The organism is Burkholderia sp. HMSC10F09 (assembly GCF_001806955.1).
Lineage (GTDB): Bacteria > Pseudomonadota > Gammaproteobacteria > Burkholderiales > Burkholderiaceae > Burkholderia > Burkholderia multivorans.
In genome coordinates this window covers 1-1627 of sequence record NZ_KV786810.1, presented here as the reverse complement: position 1 = coordinate 1627, position 1627 = coordinate 1, and the positions used below count along the sequence as shown (strand labels likewise).

Genomic DNA, 1627 nt, shown 5'->3' with positions numbered 1-1627 from the left:
TTTATCGGCGCCAACTTTGTACTCGACTGGCTGCGCGCATCCGACGAAGCCGTGCTCAACGTCGACAAACTGACCTACGCGGGCAACCTTCGTACGCTGCAGTCGCTGGAAGGCAATCCGAAGCACGTGTTTGCGCGTGTCGATATCTGCGACCGCGCTGCGCTCGATGCGCTGTTTGCCGAGCACAAGCCGCGCGCGGTGCTGCACTTCGCGGCAGAAAGCCATGTCGATCGCTCGATTCACGGCCCGGCCGATTTCGTGCAGACCAATGTGGTCGGCACCTTCACGCTGCTGGAAGCTGCCCGCCAATACTGGAACGGCATGAACGACGCGGACAAGGCCGCTTTCCGCTTCCTGCACGTGTCGACCGACGAAGTGTTCGGCTCGCTCTCCGCCACGGATCCGCAATTCTCCGAGACAACGCCGTACGCGCCGAACAGCCCCTACTCGGCAACCAAGGCGGGGTCCGATCACCTCGTTCGTGCGTACCATCACACCTACGGCCTGCCGACGCTGACGACGAACTGCTCGAACAACTACGGCCCGTACCAGTTCCCGGAAAAACTGATTCCGCTGATGATCGCCAACGCGCTCGCCGGCAAGCCGCTGCCCGTGTACGGCGACGGCCAGAACGTGCGCGACTGGCTGTATGTAGGCGACCACTGCAGCGCGATCCGCGAGGTACTCGCGCGCGGCGTGCCGGGCGAAACGTACAACGTCGGCGGCTGGAACGAGAAGAAGAACCTCGAGGTCGTGTATACGCTGTGCGACCTGCTCGATGCGAAGCGGCCGAAGGCAACGGGCTCGTATCGCGATCAGATTACGTACGTGACGGATCGCCCGGGCCACGATCGCCGCTATGCGATCGATGCGCGCAAGCTCGAGCGCGAACTCGGCTGGAAGCCGGCGGAGACGTTCGAAACGGGTCTCGCGAAGACGGTCGACTGGTATCTCGACAACCAGCAGTGGGTCGACGAAGTCGCATCGGGCGAGTACCGCAAGTGGGTCGAGACCAACTACGCGCAGCGCGCGTAAGGGTGACAGACATGGCACGCAAAGGCATCATTCTCGCGGGCGGTTCCGGCACGCGGCTCTATCCGATCACACAGGCCGTATCGAAGCAACTGCTGCCCGTGTACGACAAGCCGATGATCTACTATCCGCTGTCGACGCTGATGGTCGCGGGCATTCGCGACGTCCTGATCATCTCGACCCCGCAGGACACGCCGCGCTTCGAATCGATGCTCGGCGACGGCAGTCAGTGGGGGATGAATATTCAGTACGCGGTGCAGCCGTCGCCAGACGGTCTCGCGCAGGCATTCATCATCGGCAAGGACTTCGTCGGCAACGATCCGTCGGCGCTGATTCTCGGTGACAACATTTTCTACGGCCACGATCTCGCGAAGCAGCTCGAGCGGGCAAACGCGCAGGAGTCGGGCGCGACGGTGTTTGCATATCACGTGCACGATCCCGAGCGCTACGGCGTCGTCGAGTTCGACAAGGACTTTCGCGCGCTGTCGATCGAAGAGAAGCCGGCCAAGCCGCGTTCGCACTATGCGGTCACGGGCCTGTACTTCTACGACAACCGCGTGTGTGACATCGCGGCCGACATCAAGCCGTCCGCGCG

General features: G+C 62.7%; 2 protein-coding genes. Both read left to right on the top strand.

Annotated features, from left to right (window positions below; all coding sequences use genetic code 11):
* On the top strand, nucleotides 1-1035 hold a 1035-nt coding region (rfbB, locus tag HMPREF3115_RS20255; RefSeq protein ID WP_070555766.1), incomplete at its 5' end, for a dTDP-glucose 4,6-dehydratase.
* An 11-nt stretch (nucleotides 1036-1046) separates the two neighbouring features.
* The coding region (gene rfbA, locus HMPREF3115_RS20250; protein ID WP_070555764.1) for a glucose-1-phosphate thymidylyltransferase RfbA at nucleotides 1047-1627 on the top strand (581 nt) is incomplete at its 3' end.